Annotated in this window: 20 protein-coding genes and 1 pseudogene; 7 read left to right on the top strand and 14 right to left on the bottom strand. The window is 67.7% G+C overall.

From position 1 onward, the window contains the following. Positions 1-29: 29 nt before the first annotated feature. The 5 genes and pseudogenes from C1737_RS23150 to C1737_RS23130 all read right to left on the bottom strand — a co-directional run bounded on the left by C1737_RS23150 (position 30) and on the right by C1737_RS23130 (position 6,529). Positions 30-1,328, bottom strand: a complete 1,299-nt coding sequence (locus tag C1737_RS23150; protein WP_068091686.1) for an LLM class flavin-dependent oxidoreductase — start codon at positions 1,326-1,328, stop codon at positions 30-32. A gap of 2 nt (positions 1,329-1,330) precedes the next feature. Then, a pseudogene (locus C1737_RS23145) lies at positions 1,331-3,080 on the bottom strand (FAD-binding protein). Next, a complete protein-coding gene (locus C1737_RS23140; RefSeq protein WP_102419558.1) occupies positions 3,077-3,994 on the bottom strand; it encodes a 3-carboxyethylcatechol 2,3-dioxygenase in 918 nt (305 codons plus the stop codon). Before C1737_RS23140 ends, C1737_RS23145 begins: the two are co-directional and overlap by 4 nt. Continuing rightward, the gene (locus tag C1737_RS23135; RefSeq protein WP_102419557.1) at positions 3,942-5,666 is read right to left on the bottom strand and encodes a bifunctional 3-(3-hydroxy-phenyl)propionate/3-hydroxycinnamic acid hydroxylase; all 1,725 of its coding nucleotides are present in this window, start codon (positions 5,664-5,666) and stop codon (positions 3,942-3,944) included. Before C1737_RS23135 ends, C1737_RS23140 begins: the two co-directional genes overlap by 53 nt. Further along, positions 5,666-6,529, bottom strand: coding sequence for an alpha/beta fold hydrolase (locus C1737_RS23130; RefSeq protein ID WP_102419556.1), 864 nt, complete (start codon positions 6,527-6,529; stop codon positions 5,666-5,668). The genes C1737_RS23135 and C1737_RS23130 overlap by 1 nt, the downstream gene beginning before the upstream one ends. 134 nt (positions 6,530-6,663) lie before the next feature. Here C1737_RS23130 and C1737_RS23125 point away from each other — a divergent pair, with 134 nt between their 5' ends. Then, on the top strand, positions 6,664-7,341 hold the full coding sequence (locus tag C1737_RS23125) for an IclR family transcriptional regulator (protein WP_102419555.1): 678 nt from the start codon (positions 6,664-6,666) through the stop codon (positions 7,339-7,341). A 26-nt stretch (positions 7,342-7,367) separates the two neighbouring features. Next, complete coding sequence (locus tag C1737_RS23120) at positions 7,368-8,999, top strand: FAD-dependent oxidoreductase (protein ID WP_102419554.1); 1,632 nt, start codon at positions 7,368-7,370, stop codon at positions 8,997-8,999. A 31-nt stretch (positions 9,000-9,030) separates the two neighbouring features. On the opposite strand, the gene C1737_RS23115 is transcribed toward C1737_RS23120, so the two are convergent. Next, a complete protein-coding gene (locus C1737_RS23115; protein ID WP_102420086.1) occupies positions 9,031-10,251 on the bottom strand; it encodes a sensor histidine kinase in 1,221 nt (406 codons plus the stop codon). 107 nt (positions 10,252-10,358) lie between these two features. On the opposite strand from C1737_RS23115, the gene C1737_RS23110 reads away from it, so the two are divergent. Next, positions 10,359-11,012: a response regulator transcription factor gene (locus C1737_RS23110; protein WP_102419553.1), complete on the top strand. Its 654-nt coding sequence runs from the start codon at positions 10,359-10,361 to the stop codon at positions 11,010-11,012. Here C1737_RS23110 and C1737_RS23105 read toward each other — a convergent pair. The 3 genes from C1737_RS23105 to C1737_RS23095 all read right to left on the bottom strand — a co-directional run bounded on the left by C1737_RS23105 (position 11,005) and on the right by C1737_RS23095 (position 14,078). Further along, on the bottom strand, positions 11,005-11,919 hold the full coding sequence (locus C1737_RS23105; protein WP_199182917.1) for a thiamine pyrophosphate-dependent enzyme: 915 nt from the start codon (positions 11,917-11,919) through the stop codon (positions 11,005-11,007). The two genes, C1737_RS23110 and C1737_RS23105, sit on opposite strands and share 8 nt — an antisense overlap. A gap of 140 nt (positions 11,920-12,059) precedes the next feature. Beyond that, complete coding sequence (meaB, locus tag C1737_RS23100) at positions 12,060-12,938, bottom strand: methylmalonyl Co-A mutase-associated GTPase MeaB (RefSeq protein ID WP_102419552.1); 879 nt, start codon at positions 12,936-12,938, stop codon at positions 12,060-12,062. Continuing rightward, on the bottom strand, positions 12,939-14,078 hold the full coding sequence (locus C1737_RS23095; protein WP_067921309.1) for a thiolase family protein: 1,140 nt from the start codon (positions 14,076-14,078) through the stop codon (positions 12,939-12,941). Positions 14,079-14,277: 199 nt separating this feature from the next. Here C1737_RS23095 and C1737_RS23090 point away from each other — a divergent pair, with 199 nt between their 5' ends. Beyond that, positions 14,278-15,129 carry a proline iminopeptidase-family hydrolase gene (locus C1737_RS23090; RefSeq protein ID WP_102419551.1) on the top strand — a complete coding sequence of 284 codons (852 nt, stop codon included), beginning with the start codon at positions 14,278-14,280 and terminating at the stop codon, positions 15,127-15,129. A 141-nt stretch (positions 15,130-15,270) separates the two neighbouring features. On the opposite strand, the gene C1737_RS23085 is transcribed toward C1737_RS23090, so the two are convergent. From C1737_RS23085 to C1737_RS23070, 4 genes are all read right to left on the bottom strand, one after another. Beyond that, positions 15,271-16,038, bottom strand: a complete 768-nt coding sequence (locus C1737_RS23085; RefSeq protein ID WP_067921218.1) for an enoyl-CoA hydratase/isomerase family protein — start codon at positions 16,036-16,038, stop codon at positions 15,271-15,273. 165 nt (positions 16,039-16,203) lie between these two features. Further along, complete coding sequence (locus tag C1737_RS23080) at positions 16,204-17,301, bottom strand: acyl-CoA dehydrogenase family protein (protein ID WP_102419550.1); 1,098 nt, start codon at positions 17,299-17,301, stop codon at positions 16,204-16,206. Next, on the bottom strand, positions 17,288-18,193 hold the full coding sequence (locus C1737_RS23075) for an acyl-CoA dehydrogenase family protein (protein ID WP_102420084.1): 906 nt from the start codon (positions 18,191-18,193) through the stop codon (positions 17,288-17,290). Before C1737_RS23075 ends, C1737_RS23080 begins: the two co-directional genes overlap by 14 nt. Continuing rightward, positions 18,171-19,574 carry a class I adenylate-forming enzyme family protein gene (locus C1737_RS23070; RefSeq protein ID WP_102419549.1) on the bottom strand — a complete coding sequence of 468 codons (1,404 nt, stop codon included), beginning with the start codon at positions 19,572-19,574 and terminating at the stop codon, positions 18,171-18,173. The genes C1737_RS23075 and C1737_RS23070 overlap by 23 nt, the downstream gene beginning before the upstream one ends. Before the next feature lie 123 nt (positions 19,575-19,697). On the opposite strand from C1737_RS23070, the gene C1737_RS23065 reads away from it, so the two are divergent. Genes C1737_RS23065 through C1737_RS23055 form a run of 3 tightly spaced genes read left to right on the top strand, consistent with a single transcriptional unit; the run spans position 19,698 to position 21,640 of the window. Next, complete coding sequence (locus C1737_RS23065; RefSeq protein ID WP_068055534.1) at positions 19,698-20,033, top strand: 2Fe-2S iron-sulfur cluster-binding protein; 336 nt, start codon at positions 19,698-19,700, stop codon at positions 20,031-20,033. A 23-nt stretch (positions 20,034-20,056) separates the two neighbouring features. Further along, positions 20,057-20,371 carry a DUF4286 family protein gene (locus C1737_RS23060; RefSeq protein ID WP_068091873.1) on the top strand — a complete coding sequence of 105 codons (315 nt, stop codon included), beginning with the start codon at positions 20,057-20,059 and terminating at the stop codon, positions 20,369-20,371. Between the two features lie 3 nt (positions 20,372-20,374). Next, positions 20,375-21,640 (top strand): amidohydrolase family protein, encoded by a 1,266-nt coding sequence (locus C1737_RS23055; protein WP_102419548.1) that lies wholly within the window; start codon positions 20,375-20,377, stop codon positions 21,638-21,640. Positions 21,641-21,646: 6 nt separating this feature from the next. Here C1737_RS23055 and C1737_RS23050 read toward each other — a convergent pair whose 3' ends face one another. After that, complete coding sequence (locus C1737_RS23050) at positions 21,647-22,537, bottom strand: LLM class flavin-dependent oxidoreductase (RefSeq protein ID WP_233214812.1); 891 nt, start codon at positions 22,535-22,537, stop codon at positions 21,647-21,649. Position 22,538 lies beyond the last annotated feature (1 nt).

The raw sequence follows: 22,538 nt of genomic DNA, 5'->3' as shown, positions 1-22,538 counted from the left end.
TTTTCCAAAGGTCTATGGATGTCCGCCGGTCACTTTTTCTGCTCCTTCATTCGCCGCGCCGCCTCCACCCGACCCTGGTTCATCTCCGCCATGGCTTCCGGGATTTCGGTCGCGGTGAACTTGTTGCGGCCGGTGGGCAGGCCGCCGTACGAGTAGCTCTCGTCGAACTTCGGTGCGGTCGACTCCGGCCGGCGCGCCTCGACCTTCTCGATGACCGGCTCGAGCCGCTTGGCCTTGTCGGCCACCGCCTTCGCGTCACGCTCGATGAACTCGGGCAGCACCTCCTTGCCCATCAGTTCGATGGACTCCATGGTGCCCTCGTGGCTGCGCGGGTTGAGCAGCAGGATGAGCTCGTCGACGCCGCTCTCTTCGTAGCCACGCAGAAATTCACGGACGGTCGCCGGGGACCCGATGGCTCCGCGTCCGGGGCCGTAGGCCAGCGTCGGGTCGTTCTCCACCTCGCCGAGGTAACGCTTCCACACACCCGTCCGGCCCGGGGTGTGTTCCCCGGTCAAGTAGTAGTGCATGATGCCGAACGAGAAGAATCCGCCACCCTTTCCGAGGCGCCGGACTGCCTCCTCGTCCGTCCTGGCGACCATCATCGACAGGTCGCCGCCCACGGCGAGGATGTTCGGGTTGATCTGCGGCGTGACCGGGACACCGCTCTCTTCGAATTCCTTGTAGTAACCGTTGACCCGCTCGGTAAGCGGCCCGGGACCGGTATAGGCGAAACTCAATGCACCGATGCACTTCTCGGCGGCCATCTGCACGCTCGCCGGCCGCGTGCAAGCGACCCAGACGGGGGGATGCGGCTTTTGCAGCGGCTTGGGAACAACGTTGCGCGGCGGCATGTCGTAGTACTCACCCTTGAAGCCGGTGAACGGCTCTTCGGTCATGCATCGGATCGCCACCTCGAGGGACTCTTCCCACTGGGCGCGCTTGTCGGCGGGGTCGACTTCGAATCCGCCGAGCTCACTGATGGAGGACCCTTCTCCCGTGCCGAACTCGACGCGCCCGTTGGAGAGCAGGTCGATGGTGGCGACTCGTTCGGCCGCCCGAGCGGCGTGGTTGACCGATGGCAACAGGTGCATGATGCCGAATCCCAACCGGATGTTCTTGGTCCGCTGGCTGGCAGCGGCCAAGATGATCTCCGGCGCGGTGGAATGACAGTATTCCTCCAGGAAGTGGTGCTCGGTGAGCCAGACTGTCGAGAACCCGGCCTTGTCGGCGGCCTCGATCTCGTCCATGCCGTCCTGGAACAACTGCCGCTCGTCGTCGGGCGCCCAGGGCCGCGGCAGCGGGAACTCGTAGAACAGTGAAATTTTCATATTTACCTCCGGTGAGAGTTAAGGGGTCCGTTTATCTGCTTGGGCCGCAAGGTGTTTGGCCGCTACGTAGCCGAACGTCATGGCCGGGCCGATGGTCGCCCCAGCGCCGGCATAGCTGCGGCCCATGACTGGGGCCGAGGTGTTGCCCACCGCATACAACCCGCGCACGACGGTGCCGTCGCTTCGCAGTACCCGGGCGTATTCGTCGACGCTGAGGCCACCCGACGTCCCGAGATCGCCGAGGACGACCCGGAACGCGTAGTACGGGGGCTTACCGAGTGGGTACAGATTTGGGTTGGGCAAGGTCGGGTCGCCGTAGTAGTTGTCGTAGACGCTGTCGCCGCGATTGAAGTCGTCGTCGTGTCCCTTGCGGGCGAGTTCGTTGAAGCGGCTTGCCGTCTCGGATAGTTGACGTGCCGGTACTCCTATCTTTGCCGCCATTTCGTCCCACGAATGCGCCGCTTTGACCACGCCCGATTCCAGCCAGGCGGCGGGAACCTTACGCCCGGTCGGCACGGGTGCGCCGGGGATTTTCGGAATCGGCAGATGGCCGCCGATGACATAACGATTCCACGACCGGTGATCGGTGATGAGCCAGCACGGAATGTGCGTCACTCCCGACTTCTGGCCGTCGATCATGGCGTGACCGAAGTCCATGTAGGGCGCCGCCTCGTTGATGAAGCGTTTCCCCTCGCCGTTGACGATGAACTGCGCGGGCATCATCCGCTCGTTGAGCATGAACTGCATCCGACCGTCCGGCCACTGGATCGCCGGGAACCACCAGGCCTCGTCGAGCAGCTCCGTTGCGGCGCCCACCTTCTCACCGGCGCGGATGCCGTCGCCCATCGCGGCCGGATTGCCGAAGCTCCAATCCTGCTCGATGACCGGCAGCTGCTCCTTGCGCCAGGCGAGGTCGTGGTCGAAGCCGCCGGAAGCCAGGATGACGCCGAGTCGCGCACCGACCCGCTGCGTCACGCCGTCTCGTTTCAGCACCGCACCGGTCACCGCCCCACCGGGGTCGGTGACCAACTCCACCATCGGCGAGTCCAGCCACAGCGGGATGCCGCGTTCCCGCATCGCCAGCCTGAGCCGGGCGGCCAGCGACTGCCCGATCGCCGCCATGCGCTCACCGAACACCCTGGCCCTGACCATTCGTGAAACCAGCTTCAGCAGAACGCCTTTGCCCGCCCAGGACTGCCTGATCCGATAGAAGGTCCGAAGCTCCTTGGGGCCCAGCCATATTCCCTTGGGGGCGAGTGCCAGCGGCTGGAGCAGCGTCTGCTCGTCGGGACCCAGCTTCCGCAGGTCGATGGGCGGGACGTTGATCGTGCTGCCCTGTTCGGAGCCGCCGGGCAACTCCGGATAGTAATCGGCATAGCCGGGCTTCCAGACGAATTCGAACCAACCCGAAAGGTTCTCGAGGAACTCCAGCATCTGCGGCGCGGTGTCGACATACTGCCGTATCCGCGCCTCGCTGACCAGGCCTTCGGTGACCTGCCGCAGGTAGCCGACGACCCCTTCCGGAGGCAGGGTGTAACCCGCCCTGCGCTGAGCCGGGGCGCCGGGAACCCAGATGCCGCCGCCCGACAGAGCGGTGGAGCCACCGAAATGCGAGGACTTCTCCACCACCAACGCGTCCAGTCCGGCGGCGTTCGCGGTCAGAGCCGCGGTCATACCACCGCCGCCCGAGCCCACGACGAGCACGTCAACCACGTGGTCGAAGCCTTCCGATGCCGGAAACTCAGCGGTCATGCCGGCACTGCCGTCCTGATAGCGAAGCCGGCAATCAGGTCCGGGGCCGGTTTGTAATAGCGCATGGTGGTCCGGTACGGCCCCGCGGCCGCCAGGGCCGCGAATGCCGCCACCCACGTCCTGATCTCGTGCGCGGAGCTGCCGCCCTCGTGGCCCACGTACGAGTTCGACCACTGGTCGAACTCGGAAAGCAGGCCGCTGTCGATGATTTCGAGGAACCGATGGTCCCACGCCGGATTGAGCGGTTGGAGCGCACTCTCGCCGACTGCGAAGCTCCTGGCCGCGTCGATCACCGCCGCTTGCCGAGCTTGCCGCTGCTCCGGGGTCATCGGCTGCCCGTGCACGATGCGCTCGAGTACCGGCGGAGGCGCGGTCGCCAGTGTCGGCACCGGAGGACTATGGGAAAGCCCGCCGGAGCCCAACACCAGGACCCGCTTGTCCAGGCCCGCCAGGTAACTCCCGACCGCGGCGCCGAGCGCGCGGCAACGGTGCAGCGGCCCCAGCGGGGCCGCAACCGCGTTGACGAAGATCGGTATGACCGGACGGGCGGTGGCGTCGCCGAAGAGCTTTTCGAGCGGTTGGACGGTGCCATGGTCCACGTCCATGCTGACCGACACCGCCACGTCGATGCCCGCGTCCAGCACCGCCTCGGCGCACTCGTTCGCGAGATCATCGGGAACGTCGAGCGGGCCGGCATAGGTGCCGTAATCACCGACTCCGTTGGCGTGGGTACCAATACAGAACGGTGGCATCGCCCGGTAGAAGAACCCGTTGTAGTGATCCGGGGAGAAGGCCACGACGAGGTCGGGCTGGAAGTTCTGCACGAACTGTCGCGCCTGGGCGATCGCCCCCTCGATCTCGTCAAGCAGGTCCTGCGACGGTCCCGGAAGATTCAGCAGCGGGCTGTGCGACATACAGCACAGAGCCAGTACCACTTTGGCGATCACCCCCTCCCGGCGTGAGGGTCAGCGCGTCAAGGAGCGCGGCGCTCAACTCAGGCGCCCGCTGAGCGATGCAGGCGCCCGCGATGCATCTGTCCGGCCGCAGGAACAGCACCGATTCCTCATGGGTGTCGAACCACGACTTGAGTCCGCCGTTGCGGTCGCCCACGATCACGACGTCAGGGTCGTCATGCCCTTCCCAGTGCAACTGGGTCACCGGACGCAGCGCGAAGAACCGCGCTCCCAACGCTTCCCACCTCTTGAACGCCACGTCGCCGAGGATTGCGCGCGGGTTGTTGTTCCAGCACACCACGGAGAACCAGTTACCCAACACGTCGTCGAGCAGCATGTCTTGCCGGCTACGGGTATCGACCCGCGGCTGGATGAACAGGGTGCCCACCGGCGAGTCGGTGCGCCCCGGCTTTCCACGGTCTGCCGCGTGTACGACCGCGCCCTGCTCGTAGCGCGGCATCGGCTTGAATCGCATCTCCAGCACGTACCGCTTGAGGGTGGGCACCACCGACGCCGACCGCACCAGCAGGTCGCGCGCGCCGGCCACCCGACGGTTGGTCGGCGAAATGGCCCGTCCGACCATGGTGGAAAGGTCGATCATCGCCCGCGCGTGCTTGCGACGCTCGACGTCGTAGCTGTCCAACAGCTTGTCGTCGGCCAGGCCGCGCACCACCGCCGCCAGCTTCCAGCCAAGATTGAACGCGTCGCGGATTCCGCTGTTGTAACCCTGGCCCTGCCACACCGGCATCAGGTGGGCGGCGTCTCCGGCCAACAGCAGCCGCCCGTCACGGAACGCGCCGGCGATCCGCGAATGATGGGTGTAGACGCGGCGCCGGATCACATCGACCCGGTCGGGGTGAGGCACCATCCGCGCCAGCATCTGCCGCAGAAACTCGGGATCCTCGGCCTGTTCGTCGGTCTCGTGGCCGTGAATCATGAACTCGAAGCGCCGTATTCCGTGCGCGATCGAGATGGAGGCATAGGGGCGTTCGGGATCGGCGCCCACCTCGCTGTTGGGATGGCCGAGCGGATCGTTGGCGACGTCGACGACCAGCCAGCGCGTCGACGATGTCGTCCCGTCGAAGGACACGCCCATCATGCGCCGGGTGGTGCTGCGCCCGCCATCGCAGCCGACGACGTAACGCGCTCGCACGCTTGGTGTTTCGTTCTCGCCGCCGAACTCCACGGTGACCGCGTCGTCGTCCCGCAGGCACGCCGTCATCGGTCGTTTCCAATGCACCTCGACGTGGGGGAATCTGTCCAGGCCGCGCAGCAGTTCGGCGTCGACGAGCGGTTGCACGAAGCCGTTGCGCCTCGGCCATCCAAAAAGTGCTTGGGCAGGCGCCATCTCGGCCAATACCCGGCGCTTGGCATCGACGAAACGCAAGATCTGGTTGGGCACGGTGTGCGGCAGCACGCGGTCCACCAGGCCGATCGACTGAAAGGCGCGCAGCGCCTCATCGTCCAGCCCGACCCCGCGTGGGTAGTCGATCAGCGAGTCGCGCTCATCGACCACCAGGGTGCGCACGCCTTGCAGACCAAGGATGTTGGCCAACGTCAAGCCCACGGGGCCGGCGCCGACGACGAGAACGTCGACGCCCGCCCCGGGCGCCTCCGGCTCCGCGGCGACCATCACCGCCCCAGCAAGAAGTCGAGATGGAGGCGGTTGAAGGTCTTGGCGTCCTCGTACTGGGGCCAATGGCCACAACCGGGCATGACTTCGAACCGCGCGTTGGGAATCATCGACGCCATCCGGCGACCCTCGGCCACGTCGGCCGTCGGGTCGTCACTGGTCCACAACACCAGCGTCGGCGCGGTGATCGAGCCGTAGCCGTCCGGCCCGATGATGTTGCGGGCGCGGATCTCTGGATCCTGCAGCGCCATGATGTCCCGCATGGCGTCGACGAAGCCCGGTTGACGATAAACCCGCTGCCGACTGGCGACCAGGTCGTCGTAATCCTTGGACTTGTCGGCCATCAGCCACTTGATCCGCGCCTGAACGGTCTCCCACGTCGGGTCCTCGGCGGCCGCCATGGAAAGCGTGATGATCCGCTTCATCACCACCGGATCGGCCTGGGAGCCGCCGGCGGTGTTCAGCACCAGCCGCTCAACCGCGTCCGGATGGTCGATGGCGGCGCGGGCGGCCACCCAGCCACCCAGCGACTCACCGCTCACGCAGGCCCGATCCACCCCGATGGCGCTCAGCACGGCCATCAAGTGGTCGACGTAGTGGCCGACTTCCAGCGGGTGCCCCGGCTTGTCGGTGTAGCCGTGCCCCAGCATGTCGATGGACCAGGTCCAGAAGTGCTCCGCGTGCGCCGCTAGGTTCCGGACGTAGGCCTCGGCATGGCCGCCGGAGCCGTGCAGGAATACCAACACGGGCTTGCCGGAGTCACCGGCGCGCAGATAGCGGGTCCGCACTCCACCGGCGTGGAGATAGCCCTGCGAAAACGCAACACCCTGGAGATCGCTCCAAATGCTTTCGAATTCCGCCACGGTCCCTCTCACACCTGTAGCCCGGAAAACCCGGAAATATTTGGTCTCTTCTTCGCCGACATCTTGTGCTAATATCGCACGCTAATGTGCGTTATATATAGAGCTACGCCCCCACATGGGGGTCTGTCAAGGCTGTGACCGGTTCGGGAACGGGTTCCCAGACACTTGCCCGGGGATTGGCCGCGCTGCAGATGGTGGCGGAATCCCCGAGCGGGCTCACTGTGCAGCAGCTCGCCGACCAGGTCGGCGTGCATCGCACCATCGCCTATCGGCTGCTCTCCACGCTGGCCGAGTTCCGGTTGGTGGCCAAGGGGGAAGACGGGCGCTACCGGCCCGCATCCGGGCTTGCCGTTCTCGGCGCATCGTTCGATCGCAACGTGCGCCAAGTCAGTCTGCCGATCCTGCGCGCGCTGGCCGACGATCTGGGCACCACGGTGTCGCTACTCATCGCCGAAGGTGACCGGCAGGTGGCGATCGCGGTGATCGTGCCCAGCCTGGTCGCCTACCAGCTGTCCTTCCACGAGGGCAGCCGCTACCCGTTGGACCGCGGCGCCGCCGGAATCGCTCTGCTCGCGAGCATGCCGCCGCGCCCCGGCGAGCGGGACCTGGTGACCCAGACCCGCGAACGCGGTTGGGTAACGACGTACGGCGAGATCGAACCGAACACCTACGGTTTGGCGGTGCCGGTCCGTCGCCCCCCGCCATCGCCGCCGACCTGCATCAACCTCATCTCGCACCGGGAAGACGTCGTGATGCGCGGGAAAGACGCGGTCGTCACGGCCGCGAAGCAACTGTCCGAACTACTGAGTTAGCCACCGAGCCGAAGGGATAGCCAGCCATGTCCTGGGACCATGAAGTCGATGTCGTCGTACTCGGCACAGGGGGCGCCGGGCTGACAGCCGCGCTGACGGCAGCGGTCGCCGGCGCGTCGGTGGAGGTGTTCGAAAAGGCCTCGACCGTCGGCGGAACCACCGCGGTATCGGGTGGCGTTGTGTGGATCCCCGCCCACAACCGTTCTGCCGCTGGAGAATTGACGGTGGCGGACGCGCTGCGATACCTGCGTGCGCAGTCCCTAGGCGCGATGGACGACGAGATGGTCGAGACATTCGTGCGGACCGGGCCGGTGATGCTCGACTTCGTCGAATCACACAGCGGAGTGCGCTTCGAGATCGCGACCGGCTTTCCCGACTACCGGCCCGAGCTGCCAGGCGGACAACCCGGAGGCGGCAGATCGCTCGTCCCGGCCCCCTACGACCTGGATCGATTGGGTGAATGGGGCACGAGGATCACGTCGTTTCCCGTCGATTTCTCCAACGTCGGTTTCGACGCCGAGACGCTGGCCCGCTTGCATGCGGCCCGCCTGGATGCGGCGGCCGACGAGCGACCCGGCAACCTGTGCGTCGCCGGCGCCGCACTGATCGGGGGCCTGCTCAACGGTTTGCTCGAGGCAGGGGGCACGGTCCGCACGCAGGCCCGGGCCGAGCAGCTGATAGCCGACGCCGGCGAGATCACCGGAGTGCAGGTAGCCCTGCCGGATCGAACAATCCGGGTCCGCGCCCGCCACGGCGTCATCCTGGGTACAGGCGGCTTCGAGTGGGATCCCGTTCTGGTGCAAGCGTTTCTGCGCGGCCCGATGCACGGCGCGGTCTCTCCGCCGTACAACACGGGCGACGGGTTGCGCATGGCGATGGCCCACGGCGCGGACCTGGCCAACATGGGGGAAGCGTGGTGGGTGCCGATCGTGCAGCTCCCGGGCGACACCATCGAAGGAAAGCCGCGCAGCCGCAGCGTGCGTCTGGAACGAACCCGCCCACGCAGCATCATCGTCAACGCCGCGGGGCGGCGGTTCGTCAACGAGGCCTCCGACTACAACTCGATGGCCGGGGCCTTCCAATACCTGGACCCTCGCGGCGGGTACGTCAACGACCGCGGATGGATGGTGTTCGACTCGGTTCATTTGCAGCGCTATGGATTCCTGGGCGTGGCCCCCGGCGGGGCGGCTCCGGACTGGTTCTGCGAGTCGGCGGACCTGGCCGAGCTGGGCGCCAAGACCGGCATCGACGTCGACGGCCTGACCCGCACCATCCGCGACTGGAACCAGCACGTGGCCGCCGGCGCCGACCCCGACTTCGGGCGTGGCTCCAGCGCCTACGACGGCTATTGGGGTGACGACACGGCGACCACACTCGCCGGCAAAACCCTCGGCCCGATCGACACGGCGCCGTACTACGCGGTGCCGGTGTGCATCGGCGCGATGGGCACCAAGGGCGGCCCGCGCACCGACCGTGACGGGCGCGTGCTGCACGTCGGCGGTGAGCCGATACCGGGCCTTTTCGCCGCCGGCAACGCAATGGGTGGGGTCACCGGCCGCGCCTACGGTGGTGCCGGTGGAACGATCGGCCCCGCAATGGTTTTCGGATATCGAGCCGGCCATGCGGCGGCCACCGGGAAGTCCGTGGACTTGAAGTAGCGGGCTATTGCACCGAGTGTCGGCGGATCGGCTATTTCACGATCGGCAGCTCGACGCAGATGTGCGTGCCCACCGGAACATCGAGATAGACGAACACTCCCCCGGCGGCCTCCACGCGGGCCCGGTGTGACGCCAGTCCGATGTGGCCCTCGCCGACGCGGCGCGCCACCGTCTCGTCGTTGAATCCCACACCGTCGTCGACCACGTGCAAGACGCACATCTCGTCGGTGATGCCGAGCGTGACCGACGCGCTGCGGGCCCGCGAATGTTGCACCACGTTGGACAACAGCTCGCGCACCACCCCGAACACCACCGGGTCGATGGCGCTCCGAATCGGGTAGTCGATGTCGGTCGCAATCTCGATGCCCGATCGCTGGGCGGCGAAGGTGGCCAGTTGCTGGACCGCGGCCGCCAGGCCGACCTGCTCGAGAACGGCCGGATGCAGCTCGAAAGTCGCCTGCCGCAATCGCTCCGACGCCATCTGCAGCCCGGCCAGCGCGCGCCCCACCCGGTCGTCACCGGGCAGCGCCGCATCCAATTCGACGAGCTCTTGGCGCACGGCCAGGATGTCCTGCAGCGGCCCGTCGTGAATGGATTCCGAGATCCTGCGCTGCTCGACGTCGGACGCGGTCATCGTCTGGGCCAACAGTTCTTCGCGCAAGGTGCTGAGCCCGGCTATCGACCGGGTATGCCGCTCCTCAACGCGCACGGCCACAAACGCTGTGACACACAAGAACCCGTAGAGCAGGAACCGGAATGTGGCCTCGGTGACGCCGATCGAGCCGACCATCTCCGGGTCCTCGAGCACCGCGATCGCGAATCCCACCATGGAGAAGATCAGCACCATCGCCGCGCGCCGGGACGAGACGTCGAGTCCTATCAAGATCGGCAGGGCGGTCATGATCAGCAACGGGTGGAGCCCGTTGGTGGACAGCACTTGGAAGACCGTCAGCACGACAACATCGACGACGGTGAACGCGAACGGCTCCAGGCGGCCGACCCGGGCCAGCCGGCCCCGGCCGAACCATCGCCGGCTGCGTGAAAACGCCAGCGCCAGCGCGCAGAGCGCGACCCCCGAGTACGCGATGATCAGCACAGTTTGCTGGGCCCACTCGGACCGGCGGGTGCCGCTGATCATCGCAGCGATCATCAGGCCCACCACACCGATCCGCAGGACCGCCGCAAGCCGGTACGAGCGCAGCTGGTGAAGCCTGCGCACCCGACCCAGTTCCACGTCACTGGCGACCGCCACGCGAACACAGTACTCAGCCGCGGCGGCTCCGTCGGGGCAAACCGCGCCGACGCGCATCAGCGTTTCGGCCGATTGCCGTCGACTCTTTGCGGGCTAGACTCATCGCCATGGCCGGCCCAGCATCGTCCGAAAAGGTGCGCGTGGTTGTCGGGGACGATCACCCGCTGTTTCGGGAAGGCGTTGTGCGCGCGCTCTCGTCGAGCGGTTCGGTGAATGTCGTCGCGGAGGCCGAGGATGGCTCGACGGCACTGGAATTGATCAAGCAGCACTCTCCCGACGTCGCCCTGCTCGATTACCGGATGCCCGGCATTGATGGCGGACAGGTGGCGGCGGCGGTGCGGAGTCAGCAGTTGCCGACCCGCGTCCTGTTGATCTCGGCGCACGACGAGCCCGCCATCGTGTACCAGGCACTGCAGCAGGGGGCCGCCGGGTTCGTGTTGAAGGACTCGACGCGCAGCGAGATCGTCAAGGCCGTGCTCGACTGCGCGCAGGGCCGCGACGTGGTGGCGCCCGCGCTGGTGGGAGGCCTCACCGCGGAGATCCGTCACCGGGCGGAACCGACAGGTCCCGTGCTCAGCGCGCGAGAACGCGAGGTACTCAACAGGATTGCGCGCGGTCAAAGCATCCCCGTGATCGCGGCCGAGCTGTATGTGGCCCCGTCCACGGTCAAGACCCACGTCCAGCGCCTGTATGAGAAGCTCGGCGTCAGCGATCGCGGAGCCGCCGTTGCCGAGGCGATGCGGCAAGGCCTGCTCAGCTAGCGGGCGACCAGTGGCCCGGTTCGCTCACCGGGGCCGGACGCTCCGCGCGCAGTTGTGCGTTCGCGAACGCGGCCGCCTCGCCGACAAGGCGCCGAGCCCGGCGTTCCACCTCGTAGAGGTGGGCGGCGCTGACGCCCGCACGGGTCAGCTGGCGCCGGGCGTAAACCAGCGGATCGACTCCGGCGGGGTGGCTGGTCCGGTAGGTGACCGCCTCGACCAGGGTGGGGCCACCGCCGGCGCCGGCTCGCTGCACGGCCTGGGCGACCGAGTCATGCACCGCCACAACGTTCTTGCCATCGACCGACAGCACGGGCAGTCCATGGCGCTCGCGCGGCCCCCGGCGCACACCGGACCCGTCGCGAATGTTTTCGACGACGAACACCACGGGAAGGCGCCACGACAGCGCGATCGTCGCGGCCGATTTGAACTCGGCGGAGTTCACCGCGTCGTCGCCGACGACGCACAGCGTGACCTTGCCTCCGCCGGCCACCTGCTGCGCGTAAGCGTCGCCGAGCGCGAACAGGATCGATCGCCGCAGCGGGTTCGACGTGGCGAATATCTGCTTCCATTCGGCCGCGAACGGGCATTCCTGCACACCGCCGGCCGCGACCGGACTCGGCGCGATCATCTCGGCGATGGCCGGTCCCAATGGCAGGACGCGACCGACTCGCTGGGCGTGTTCGAAATGGCGGATCGCGGTGCTCATGATGTCACCCGGCCGAAGCGCCGCGATCGTGCCGACGGCCACGGCCTCTTGGCCGAACGCGGCCACCATGGGGCCGTTGAGCAGACCGTCGATTCGCGACTCTTCCAGTGCCATGTCGAGCAGTCGCAGAACCCACATCTGGCGGTACAGCTCCAGCTGTTCACCGAGGTGTGCGGCCGACAGTTCGGGTGTGCGAGCCATTGCCGGGTCTCCTAACTCATCGCGGATCGTGCCGTTGAGCACAAGATCAACGTAGGGAGATCGGTGCGGCCTGGCCTCCGCCGATCGGTCCGCAAACGGGATGAATCCCCATTCCCCCGATCGGGGGACAAGGCGGGGCGTCAGTCCGGCTCTTGCGGGGCCGGCGACAGCAGCCGTTCGGCCGCCGAGTACGGGTCCTGGTCGCCGTCGACGACCGCCTCGGCGAGCCGGTCGAGGTCCGGCCGGCTGCGCAACCGCGTCTGCGCCAGTGACAGGATCTGCGCTTTGGCGCGGGCCAGTCGCCGCGCGCGACTGTCGGCGCGGTGGTGGTCCTCGATCGCGGCCACCAGTTCCGCGACGCCCTGCCCGCGGTCGGCGATGAGGCTGAGGATCGGGGCGTCGGTCTCGGCCCGCAGGTCCCGCACCGTCTGCGCGGCACCGTCGCGATCGGCCTTGTTGACGACGATGATGTCGGCGACTTCGAGCACCCCCGCCTTGGCGGCCTGGACCGCATCGCCCGCACCGGGATTGAGGATGACGACGGTGGGGTCCGCGACGGCGGCGATCTCGATCTCGGACTGCCCGACCCCCACCGTCTCCAGCAGGACCACGTGGTAACCGATCGCGCCCAGCAGGCGGATGGCGGCCGGGACCGCCGCGGCCAGTCCCCCCAGATGACCGCGGGTCGCCACCGACCTGATCAACACGTCGGAGTCGTTGATGTGCGCGGCCATTCGTATCCGATCGCCCAACAGCGCACCACCGCTGAACGGTGACGACGGGTCCACCGCCAGCACCGCCACCCGGCACCCGCGTTCCCGGTAGGCGCCGACCAGGGCGGCGATCGTCGTCGACTTGCCGGCCCCCGGCGGCCCGGTGATGCCGATGACGCTGACCGGCGTGGGCTCGATGCTCGCCAGCACCTCGTCGCGGCGCTCGCCCTCGACCAGGGAAAGGAGCCGACCCGTCGCGCGCGGAGATCCGTTGCGCGCGCCGGCAATCAAGTCGGCGATCTCCATCTAGGGGGCGGGGACCTCGATGACGGTCGCGGATCCCATCCCGCCGCCCGCGCACATGGCCGCGACCCCGAATCCACCACCACGACGACGCAATTCGTGCACCAGCGTGACCAGCATCCTGGCGCCCGTCGCCGCCACCGGGTGCCCGAGCGAGCAGCCGCTGCCGCTGACATTGACCTTGTCGGGATCGAGGTCGAGCAGCTTGACGGTAGCCACGCACATCGCGGCGAAGGCCTCGTTGATCTCGAACAGATCCACGTCCGAGAGCGAAAGCCCGGCACGGGCAAGCGCTTTCGGGATCGCCTCCACCGGGGCGAGCCCGGTGATGGCGGGGTCGACGCCGACCGAGGCCCAGGAGCGCAGGGTCGCCAACGCCGGCAGGCCGAGTTCGTCGCTCGCGATCGTCAGCGCCGCCGCACCGTCGTTGGCGCCGCACGCGTTTCCTGCCGTGATGGAGAACCCCTCGATCTCCGGATGCAACGGCTTGAGTGCGGCCAGCTTCTCCATGGTGGTGTCGCGGCGGGGGTGCTCGTCGACCGCGAACAGCCCGTGCGGCGTCTCGATCGGGACGATCTCCTCTTTGAAGCGGCCCTCGTCGATCGCGGCGATGGCGTTGCGGTGCGAACGCAGCGCCCACGCGTCCATCTCTTCGCGACTCACGCCGGCCCTCACCGCGGCGTTCCAGCCCACGGTGATCGACATGTCGAGGTTCGGCGCCTCCGGACTGTCCGGGTGGGTCGGGGGGAACCAGTCGACCCAGTCGCCGTCCACCTGCATCCGCGACCGCGGGGACGTGGAGGCGGAGTTCACGCCGCCGGCGATGACAAGCCGGTCCATCCCGGCGCGAACGCTCGCCGCCGCACTCTGCACCGCCGCCTGGCCGGCCGCGCAGTGGCGGTTGTTGGCCAGGCCGGGTACCTGGGTCATGCCGGTCGTGACGGCGGCGTGGCGTGCGATCACGCCGCCGCCGTAGAGCCCTTCGCCGAGGATCACGTCGTCGACTTGCGTGGGGTCCAGGTCCTTCGCCGTCTCGGAGACCACGTGGTGCGCGAGGTCGAAGGCACTGGTGTCGCGCAACGTGCCCTTCCGTGCGGTGCCAATGGGGGTGCGCAGGGCGGACACGATGACGGCTTCGGGCACGGTCTTCTCCAGTTCGGCGAGCGCGTCGCGGGCGCTCGACGACCCCCGGGACACATGAGAACACTATTCTCTCATTCTGAGAGTCAGCGTTGCAAGGAGCGGTGCCCTCGCGAGCAGCGGCACAATCGCATATACCGGCATCGCAGGCTGCGACTCGCGTCTGCTCACCAACCGAGGAGGCGTCGTCGGAGTGGAGGGAATGATCGCGGCTCCGGGCGGCAACGTGTGGTTCGAACGGGCCGGCGGCGGCGCGGGTCTTCCCCTGCTGGTGGTTCACGGGGGGCCCGGTCTGCCCCATAGCTACTTGCGTTCGCTGGAACGGCTGGCCGACGAGCGAGAAGTCATCTACTGGGATCAGCTCGGCTGCGGCAAATCCGACCGCCCGTCCAACCGCGAGTTGTGGACCATGCAACGATCGGTGGCCGAAATGCACGCCGTGGTGACGGGACTGGGACTCAACCGCTTTCACATCTTCGGCAATTCGTGGGGCGGGATGCTGGCGCAGCAGTACGCGCTCGACGTGCCGTCCGCCGCCGCCAGCAGCCTCACCATCTCGAACAGCATCGCGTCCATCCCGCAGTTCGCGCAGATGGTGGCCCGGCTCAAGTCCGAGTTGGACCCGGCCACCCAATTGGCCATCGAACGACATGAGGCCGCGGGCACGACGTACGCGGCCGAGTACCAGGACGCGATCCGCACCTGGAACGAGACCTACCTCTGCCGGCTGCGTCCCTGGCCGCCAGAGCTGTTGGCGGCCTTCGCCGAGATGGGCACCGAGATCTTCGAGACGATGTTCGGACCGAGTGACTTTCGCATCGTTGGGACCATCCGCGACTGGGACGTGTTCGAGCGGTTAGCAGAAATCCGGCTGCCCACCCTCATCCTGGCCGGCCGGTTCGACGAATGCGTGCCCGAACACATGTGGGACATGCACCAGCGCATAGCCGGCTCGCGGTTCGAGCTGTTCGAGTCGACCGCCCACATGCCCTTCATCGAGGAGCCGGGAAAGTTCGACCGGGTGATGCGTGAGTTCCTGCGGTTGCACGACTGAGTGCGGGTTGGGAAGCGCCCGCGTCGAAACGCCGGCTGGCCCGCGAGCGTAACGGGACTGCGAATAATCGGCTGCAAAGTCGCAGTGGCGTTACGCTCGCGAGCGGTACGCGACCCCGGAGCTGGGAAGCGCCCGGGTCAGTCAGTTCTTGCCGGCCGCCAGCTTGGTGACGATCGACCGGAAGTCTTCGGTCGTGAACGACTGCTGCTCGGCCGAGAGGGCATAGTCGAGGCTGGCCAGCACCGCCCGCTCCAGGTGAATGTTGAGCACCCGCTTGGTGCTTTCGACCGCTTGCTGGGGCAGCTCCAAAATCTTTTTGGCACAAGCGATTGCGTCCGCCAGCGGGTCGGAGGCCACATGGTTGGCCAGCCCCAGCTCGACGGCGCGCTGGGCGCTGATGCGGGTGCCGGTCAACGCGAACTCCTTGGCCAGCAGCAGGCTGATGTGCAGCGGCCAGGTCAACGGGCCGCCGTCGGCGGCCACCAACCCCACCTGCACGTGCGGGTCGGCGAGGTAGGCCTCCTCGGCGATGTAGACGATGTCGCTCAGCGCCACCAGGCTGCAGCCCAGCCCGACGGCCGGCCCGTTCACCGCGGCCACCACGGGGATTCGGCAGCGCGCCATGCCGAGGACGATCTCGCGCCCGTCCCGGATGGTCTTGGCGCGCAGATCGGCGTTGGCCGACAGTTCCTTGAGGTATGAGAAATCGCCGCCGGCCGAAAACGCCCTGCCGGCGCCCGTGATCACCGCGGCGCGGGCCGTCGGGTCGTCGGTCAACCGCTGCCACAGCCGCGCGAGCCCGACGTGCAGGTCGTCGTTGACCGAGTTGAGCGACTCCGGCCGGTTCAAGGTGATGATCCGCAGCGGTCCGTCGGCTTGGACGTCGATTTCGGCAGGCATGTCGTACACGTCAGACTCCTTCTATGGTCGTGACCCGCTTCACCCGGGCTCCGCCCGCCTTCGCGATCACTCCTTCTACGGTCGTGACCCGCTTCACCCGGGCTCCGCCCGCCTTCGCGATCACTCCTTCTACGGTCGTGACCCGCTTCACCCGGGCTCCGCCCGCCTTCGCGATCACTCCGACAATCCCAAGATGCGCGAAGCGATGATGTTCTTTTGTATCTGCGATGTCCCACCCATCACGCTCTGCGCGCGGCTGTACAGGTAGGCGCTGAGCAGGTCCGGATCGCCGGTTCCGGTGACCGCCAGTGCGGCGTGTCCGACGGATTGCTCAACCCAGGTCATCAGCAGCTTGTCGAGTGACCCTTCGGGCCCGTGCGAGACGCCGTCGAGCTGTTCGGACAGCCGCCGCCGCACGTGGTGGGTCAACATCTCCGACTGGACCGCCGCCCACGCGAGCTCTTCGGGAACCGGACCCCCAGAATTTCTGTTGCGGGCGTAGAGGTTTCGCACCAACTTGCCGTATCGGGCCGCGTAGCCGAGCGTGGCGGGTTCGCGCTCGTGCCCGACCACGGTCATGGCGACCGCCCAGCCGTCACCGGGCGCGCCGACCATCCGGTCGGCCGGTATCTTCGCGTCGTCGAAGAACACCTGACCGAACTCGTTGGTCACCCCGTTGATCATCCGAAGCGGGCGCTGTTGCACGCCGGGCTGTTTCATCTCCAGCACGAACGCCGACAGGCCGCGGTGGCGTTTGGCTTCGGGGTCGGTGCGCGCCAGCAACAGGCACCAGTCCGCGACATCGGAGTAACTGGTCCAGATCTTGTGCCCGTTGACCACATAGGTGTCGCCCTCGAGGCGGGCGGTGGTGGTCAGCGAGGCCAGATCGGAGCCGGCGCCGGGCTCACTGAAGCCCTGACACCATCGTTCGGTGCCGTTGATGATGCCGGGCAGGAACCGTTGCCGCACTTCGTCGTTGGCGTGCCGCCCGATCCCATAGATCAGGTAGCCCACGCTGGGGCGCGGCGGGGCGCCGGCTCGGGCGAGTTCCTCGTCGACGATGACGTCATACACCGGCGGCAGCTCCTGTCCGCCGTATTCGCGGGGAAACGACAGCCCGAAGAATCCCTCCCGGTACAGGGCTTGGTGCCATCCCGCCTGGCGGCCCCAATATTCGTCGCCGGATCCGGCGAACTCTGCGGCGTGCACGGAAAGCCAGGACGACAGCCGCTTCCGGAAGGCGGCTTCCTCCGGTGAGTCACGAAAATCCAAGGTCGATCTCCTTCAGCGCGACGGGCCACAGCTCGGTCGATATCAGGGCGCGCCGCAGGTAGACGTGCGCCAAGCAGTCCCAGGTGTTGCCGATGCCGCCGTGCACCTGAATGGCCGTCTCGCAGACGGTGCGGGTGGCGCGCGCGCAGTAGACCTTCGCGACCTGCGCGGCGCGGATGGCCTCGGCGGCGGGCAGTTCGTCGACCGCCCAGGCGGCATGCCGCGATACGCTGATCGAACCTTCAATCAGCGCAAGGCTTTCGGCGAGCAGGTGGGCGATGGCTTGGTAGGACCCGATCGGCTTGCCGTACTGCTCGCGGATCTTGGCGTAGTCGCAGGCGACGGCGTGCGCTCCCCTGGCGATCCCCACCAGGTCCGCCGTCGTGGTGACCAGTGCGAGCGCCAGCCACCGCGCCGCGACGTCGGCGGACACGTCACCCAGCGCCACCGGCGTTCCCGCGATGTCCGCATCCGTGCGGGTCAAATCCACGCCGACCCTCGAGTCCAGCACGTCGGCGGCCAATACCTTGCCTCCAGCGTGGCTCAGCGCCCGCTGGGCGCCCCGCGCGTCGACGGCGCGGCCGTCGACCGCGACCGTCGCGCCCGCGCCCGAGGCGCCGACGCGGCGGGTCAGGTCGTCGGCGAGCGCCGGACCCAGAAACGGGGCGTCCACCAGTCGGCGTCCGAATTCCTCTGCGACGATGGCCACTTCGACCCCCGACGCCCCGTCGGAGCGCAACGACCGCCAGCCCGTCGCCGCCACCTGCTTGTCCAGACGGGCAATTCGGCCCCGGTCGTCGAGGTCCTGGACCGCCGAGGGCCCGAGGTCGTCGGCGAGCTTGGCGGCGGCGTCGCACAGTTGCTGCTGTTCAGCTGTCAGACGTACATCCATAGCGCTCCTTGAGAACTCGGCGCAGCACCTTGCCCGAGGGCAGGCGGGGAATATCGGGCACGAACACGACGCGGCTCAGGTGTTTGTAGGAGGCCAGTCGCTGATCGACCCGGGCGGTGAGCTCGCCGGCGTCGACGGGTGCGCAGGTCGCTACCGCGGCGACCACCGCTTCGCCGTTGACGCCGTCGGGCACGCCGAACACCGCGCAGTCCTTGACGGCCGGATGACCGTGCAGCACCGTCTCGATTTCGGCGGGCGCGACCTGGAAACCGCGCACTTTGATCATCTCTTTGAGGCGGTCGGTGATTCGCAGCCAGCCGCCGGCGTCGAGCCAGCCGACGTCGCCGGTCCGGTACCACCCGTCGTGGATCACCTCGGCGGTCGCCTCGGCCGGCAGGTAACCGGCCATCAGCGACGAAGACCGGGCCTGGATCTCGCCGACCTCCCCCGGGCAGGCCGGCTCGCCCGTCTCCAGTGAGACCACCCGCACGTCCACGCCCGGCACGGGACGCCCGACGGCGTCCAGCCGCGCGCCCTCGATCGGATTGCAGGCGATGACAGGCAGTTCCGTGGTTCCGTAGGCCGGGACCCAGCCGACGCCGGTGCGCCGGGTCACCGTCTGCGCAACCTCGGTGCTGACCGGAGTGGCCCCCCACATGATGTAGCGCAGGGAGGACAGGTCGTACGACTCGAGCGCGGGATGCGAGGCGATCGCCAGCGCGATGGGCGCGACCGCCATTTCCACTGTGATGCGGTCGGTTTGGATGTGATGCAGCATCCGGTCGATGTCGAATCGGGGATGCAGCCGGAGCCACGCGCCGGTGCGCAGCGCGGTGAGGATGTTGAGCAGCCCGAGGATGTGCGACGGCGGAGTGGCGACTTGAATCCGATCGCGCGGCGTCAGTCGCAGCGCCTCGCGCCAGTGCCGCACGGCCTCGTCGAGCGCCGCGTGGGTGTGCCGGACGGCCTTCGGCAGCCCGGTGGTGCCGGAACTGAACACCAGCACCGCGTCGGACCGAGGCGGCGGCGTCCCGGACAACGGCTCCCCGGATGCCACCGGCTCGTCGAGGTGCCGCATCGGCATCGCGGCGGCCAGCACCGGGTGGTCCCCCACGGCGTGGGCGGGGTCGGTCAGCGCGAGCGCGTGGTTGACCTCGTCGCGCTTCCATGCCGGGCTGAGGAGTACCGCCGTTGCCGCCAGCCTCCAGATGCCCAGCACGGCGGCGACGAATTCCGGCCGGTTCGACGCCATCACCGCGACCCGCTGGCCCGGGGCGACACCGCTTTTTGCCAGGGTGGCGGCCCAGCCGTCGGCCAACGCGTCGAGCTGAGCCGGGCCGAATCGCCGGTCCTCGAACACGACCGCAGCCGGCTCGGTCACGTCCCGTCCTTCCCTGACAGGCCGGGCCGACCTGACATCCGCGCACGCTTGAGAAGATCCTATCGATCTGTGAGAATAGTATTCTCTATAGTGAAGAATGCAAGTACGGGAGGGTGGTGACGAATGACGGTCACCCGAAGCATCGAGGAGACCCCACGGGTGACCGATCCGTCAAACGGCTCCGGGGCGGGGACGGTGACCATCCACCTGGACCGTAAGAAGGTCTCGGTGCCGCTGGTCCCCGGCGAGACGCTGCTGCAGAGCGCGCGGCGCGCCGGCCTGGAGCCGCCGTTCAGTTGCGAGGCGGGCAACTGCGGCACGTGCATGGCCAAGCTCGAAGAGGGCCGCGCGACCATGCGGGTCAACGACGCTCTCGACGACGACGAGGTCGCCGAGGGCTACATTCTGACGTGCCAGGGCGTGCCGGACACCGATTCGGTCACGGTGCGCTACGAGTAGCGGCCCGAAGAGAGGTGGCGGCGATGGCCAAGGGCATCATGTACGTCGAGAGTCGGCCCAGTTCCCCGGACCGCGAGGACGAGTACAACACCTGGTACGACCAGATACACATACCCGAGCTTCTGACGCTCACCGGAATCGTCGCGGCACGCCGGTTTCGTCCGGTCGACGGGAACGGCCCCTATGTCGCCATCTACGAGCTGGAGGGCGACGACCTGCAGGCCGTCTTGGACAACATGATCGCCAATGCCGGCCAGCTCACCATGTCCGATGCGTTGCTGTTGGATCCTGCGCCCGTCCCCCGAGTGCTCGAGACGACTAGCGACCGGAGCCGCTGAATCATGGATGTCGACGACCTGATCCTGGTGAGCATCGACGACCACGTGGTCGAGCCGCCGGACATGTTCCTGCGCCACGTGCCGGCCAAATACCGGGACGAGGCCCCGATCGTCGTGGTCGACGAGAAGGGCGTCGACCAGTGGATGTACCAGGGCAGGCCGCAGGGCGTGAGCGGGCTCAACGCCGTGGTGTCGTGGCCGGCCGAGGAATGGGGCCGCGACCCAGCGGGTTTCGCGGAGATGCGTCCCGGCGTCTACGACGTCCATGAACGCGTTCGCGACATGAACCGCAACGGCATCCTGGCGTCGATGTGCTTCCCCACCTTCACCGGCTTCTCCGCGCGTCACCTCAACATGCACCGCGAGGAAGCGACGTTGGTCATGGTGTCGGCCTACAACGACTGGCACATCGACGAGTGGGCCGGCTCCTACCCGGATCGCTTCATTCCGATCGCGATCCTGCCGACCTGGAATCCAGAGGCCATGTGCGCCGAGATCCGCCGGGTGGCGGCCAAGGGCTGCCGGGCGGTCACGATGCCGGAATTGCCTCACCTGGAAGGGCTTCCGAGCTACCACGACGAGGACTACTGGGGCGCGGTCTTCCGCACGCTCTCCGAGCAGAACGTGGTGATGTGCCTGCACATCGGCACCGGGTTCGGGGCGATCAGCATGGCACCGGACGCGCCGATCGACAACCTGATCATCCTGGCCACCCAGGTCTCGGCGATGTGCGCGCAGGATCTGCTGTGGGGTCCCGCCATGCGCGGCTACCCCGACCTGAAGTTCGCGTTCTCCGAAGGCGGCATCGGCTGGATCCCGTTCTATTTGGACCGCAGCGACCGCCACTACACCAACCAGAAGTGGCTGCGCCGCGACTTCGGCGACAAGCTGCCCAGCGAGGTCTTCCGCGAACACTCCCTGGCCTGCTACGTCACCGACAAGACGTCGTTGAAGCTGCGGCACGAGATCGGCATCGACATCATCGCCTGGGAATGCGACTATCCGCACTCGGACTGCTTCTGGCCGGACGCGCCCGAGCGGGTGCTGGCCGAGCTGAACGCCGCCGGTGCCGACGACTCCGACATCGACAAGATCACCTGGGGCAACGCCTGCCGGTTCTTCGGCTGGGATCCGTTCGCGCGGACGCCGCGCGAAACGGCGACCGTGAAAGCGTTGCGCGCGAACGCCGTTGACGTGGACGTGTCGATCCGGTCCCGCGCCGAATGGGCGCGGCTCTACCAGGAGAGGCAACTGGCCGGGCTAGGCTAGCGCGGTTCATTGGGCCAGCGCCGGGCCAACCTCTTCGAGTTGCGCCATGCCCTCGGCGAAGTCACCGCCAATGGGCGGCAGCAGCGTGACGTGGTCCGCGCCGGCGGCCAAGTGCTCCTGGGCTTTGGCAGCGATGCGGGCCGGATCACCGTGAGTCACAAGCGCGTTGACCAGCCGATCGCTCACCTCGTCGATGTCACGGGCCGAGTAGCCCAACTCTGCGAGCCTGGCCGCATAGGACGGCACGGCGAGCCGGCCCGACACCGCGTCCCGCGCGCCCTGGATGTCGCGGACGACTGACAGCCCGACGACCAAGAGCTTGTCTGATCCGAGTGTGCGCCGGGCCCGGGCCGTGAACTCCGTCGGCAGACCGGCGGGAAAGGCCCCATCGGCGAGCTCGCCCGCCAGCGCGAGCATCTTGGGTCCGTTCGCGGCGATGATCCGGGCGTACGCCGCATCGGGCGCCGGGGGCCAGGTGGCGCTATTCATCCGGTCGAGGTAGTCGCGCATCGTGGCCAGCGGACTGCCGAACTCCTGACCGACGCTGACGGCCTGCTCCGGGTAACCCACCCCGAGTCCGAGCACGATTCGGCCCGGATAGGCCTGCGCCAGTTGGGCGGCCGCGGCATGCATGGTCTGAGCCGGCCGCGCCCAGATGTTGGCGATGCAAGTGCCGAACATCGTTCGCTCGCTGCCGCTCAGCAGCAGGGCGAGTTGTACCAGGGCGTCCTTCCCGATGACCTCGTTGGTCCATACGGTGCGGTATCCGGCCCGTTCTAGCCGGCCCACCGCCTCACGTTGCAGATGGATGGGCGGTGAGCTCGTGAACGAGACCGGCAGGCACACGCCCACCGGTCCCAACACCTTTCGTGCCGCGTCGACGACCGAATCAGCCACG

This window comes from Mycobacterium sp. 4858, assembly GCF_900240975.1.
GTDB lineage: Bacteria > Actinomycetota > Actinomycetes > Mycobacteriales > Mycobacteriaceae > Mycobacterium.
This window is presented reverse-complemented; position numbering and strand designations above follow the sequence as displayed.